This is a genomic window from Sphingomonas sp., assembly GCF_013812825.1.
Taxonomy (GTDB): domain Bacteria; phylum Pseudomonadota; class Alphaproteobacteria; order Sphingomonadales; family Sphingomonadaceae; genus Sphingomicrobium.
This window is the reverse complement of record NZ_JACCSU010000015.1, coordinates 1-2,636: the sequence shown is the minus strand read 5'-3', so window position 1 is coordinate 2,636 and position 2,636 is coordinate 1. Positions and strand designations below refer to the sequence as shown.

At 67.3% G+C, this 2,636-nt stretch carries 4 protein-coding genes and 1 pseudogene; all 5 read left to right on the top strand.

Translation table 11 applies throughout. From position 1 onward, the window contains the following. The coding region (locus H0T81_RS01735) for a DNA translocase FtsK (protein WP_294009141.1) at positions 1-455 on the top strand (455 nt) is incomplete at its 5' end. A 57-nt stretch (positions 456-512) separates the two neighbouring features. After that, on the top strand, positions 513-701 hold the full coding sequence (locus H0T81_RS01730; protein WP_294009139.1) for a hypothetical protein: 189 nt from the start codon (positions 513-515) through the stop codon (positions 699-701). Between the two features lie 111 nt (positions 702-812). Further along, a complete protein-coding gene (locus H0T81_RS01725; protein ID WP_294009137.1) occupies positions 813-1,445 on the top strand; it encodes an outer membrane lipoprotein carrier protein LolA in 633 nt (210 codons plus the stop codon). 221 nt (positions 1,446-1,666) lie between these two features. Further along, complete coding sequence (locus H0T81_RS01720; protein WP_294009135.1) at positions 1,667-2,458, top strand: exodeoxyribonuclease III; 792 nt, start codon at positions 1,667-1,669, stop codon at positions 2,456-2,458. Then, positions 2,455-2,636 (top strand): annotated as a pseudogene (locus H0T81_RS01715) (hypothetical protein); the annotation flags it as partial. The gene H0T81_RS01720 and the pseudogene H0T81_RS01715, both read left to right, overlap by 4 nt.

Sequence of the window (2,636 nt, the reverse complement as noted above, 5' to 3'; positions counted from 1 at the left end):
AGATCGACAGCCGGACGATCCTCGGCGAGCAGGGCGCCGAGCAGCTGCTGGGCAAGGGCGACATGCTCTACATGCCGGGCGGCAAGCAGATCGTCCGAGTCCACGGCCCGCTGGTCCGCGACGAGGAGGTGCGCGCGGTCGCCGAGCATTGGCGCAAGCAGGGCGTGCCCGAATATATCCAGGCGGTGACCGAAGAGCCCGAGGACGGCGGCTATCTGTTCGACGGCCAGCCGACCGGCGAGGATGACGCCGATACCCAGCTGTACCGGAAGGCGGTGCAGATCGTCGCCGAGAGCCAGAAGGCGTCGACCTCCTACTTGCAGCGCCAGCTCAGGGTCGGCTACAACAGCGCGGCGCGGCTGATCGAGCGGATGGAGAAGGACGGCAAGGTCGGCCAGCCCGACCATGTCGGCCGGCGCGAGGTGCTGATCGACCCCGACGGGCACCCGATCTAGGCACGTTCCGCCGTCGATTCATCGATGATTCAGAACTGCTCGCCTAGGGTGCGAACAATGGTTCGCAGCCTGCTCCTCGTTTCGGCCCTGATCGCCACCATCGCCGCCTGCAGCCCGGCCGAGCCGCCGCTGCTCATCGACGGCGGCCAGCCGCCCGCGACCGAGATCGGCCAGGGGCCGCAATCGCCCGATCCCACCGCCGATCCCACGCGCACCAGCGACGAGCGGCCGGCCGCTTCACGCTGAGCGATCCGAGCGGCCGCATCTGAACCCCAGGGAACGGACGGGTTCAGGGCGCATTCAATCCGCGAGCGTAAAGACTTCGCGTAAATCCTCGCAAAATCGCTGGAGCAAGACATGAATTTTTCGACCCTGTTCGCGCGCGCCCTGCTTTCGATCGCCGCCCCGGCTGCGCTCCTCGCGGCCCCGGCCCCGGCGGTTGCCGCCGAGTCCGCCGACCTTGCCAAGGTCCAGGCCCATTTGAAGGCGGTCCAGTCGATGACCGCCAACTTCGTCCAGACCGACGGCAAGGGCCGCTCGGCGCGCGGCACGCTGCAATTGAAGCGGCCGGGCCGGATCCGCTTCGAATATAGCGGCGGCGACGTGCTGCTGGTCGCCAACGGAAGCCGGCTCACGTTCGTCGACTATCAGGTCGGGCAGAAGAACAGCTGGGACCTCAACAAGACTCCGCTGGGGATGCTGCTGTCGGTCAACCCGATCCTCAAGGGCAATGCGCGGCTTCAGCCGAGCGGCAACCCGCGCACCATCGTCCTTCGCGCCAAGGACCGCAACCGGCCGGAGTACGGCACCCTGATCCTGGCGTTCCTGCGCTCGCCGTCGGCGCCCGGCGGGCTGATGCTCTACGGCTGGACCGCGGTCGATGCGCAGAACAAGCGCACCACCGTCAAGCTGTCCAACCAGCGCTACAATGTCGCGGTTTCGGAAGGCGCGTTCACCTACGCCGAGCCGAAGAAACGCAAGCGTTCATAAAAGGGTAGCCGTTCGCTACTTGTTCATCGCGCCGTCAGCCGGGCGGCATTAAATAAGACTCGATCCTGCACCTTGCTTGGGGTTTCCCCCTGTTACCCGGGCACGCAGGATCCCTTGCGTGACGAACGCTTGGCGGCCCTCGCTCCACGCCCCCGGAGCGGGGGCCTTTTGCTAGTTCGCTGCGCTCGCAAAGACGCGTGAGGCTGGCTACATCGGCTGACATGACCCGCATCAAGATCGCCTCCTGGAACGTCAATTCGGTGCGCGCTCGGATCGACATCGTCGCCCGGTTGCTCAAGGAGGAGCGGCCCGACATCCTGTGCCTCCAGGAAACCAAGGCGACCAACGACATCTTCCCGTCGAAATGGTTCAGGCGCCGCGGCTACGTCCACCAGCAATTGCACGGCCAGAAGATGCACCACGGAGTCGCCATCGTCAGCCGAATCGAGCTCGACGAGCCGGGCAGCCACGACTGGCAGGACAATGGCGAGGCGCGCCACATCGGAGTCCGGCTGCCGTGCGGGATCCGGCTCGAGAACGTCTACGTGCCGGCCGGCGGCGACATTCCCGACCGCACCGTCAACCCCAAGTTCGGGCAGAAGCTCGACTTCATCGAGCGGATGACCCGCTGGTCGGAGAAATTGCGCGAGCCGACGCTGGTGGTCGGCGACTTCAACGTCGCTCCGCTGGAGTGCGACGTGTGGAGCCACAAGGCGCTGCTCAAGGTCGTCAGCCACACGCCGGTCGAGGTCGAGGCACTCAACCGCCTGCAACAGTCGCACGAGTGGGTCGACATCGGCCGCAAGTTCGTGCCCGCTCCCGAGCGCTGCTTCACCTGGTGGAGCTACCGCTCGCTCGACTGGACCAGGAACGACCGCGGCCGCCGGCTCGACCATATGTGGGTGTCGCCGCAGCTTGGCGGCCAGGTCGTCGCCCACCATGTGCTCGAGCCGTGCCGGAGCTGGCGGCGGCCGTCCGACCATGTGCCGTTGATCTGCGAAGTCGAGCTTTGAACGAAAGCCGACTCCGGCGGGCGGTCGCGGCGCTCAAGGCCGGCCGGCCGGTGCGGGTCGAGGGTCGCTCCGGGAGCGCGGCGATCCTGCCGGTCGAGACCGCCACCGCCGGGTTGCTCGAGTTGCTCGACCCGGGGGCGAAGGCGCCGCTGTTGCTGAGCGGGGCGCGGGCCGCGGC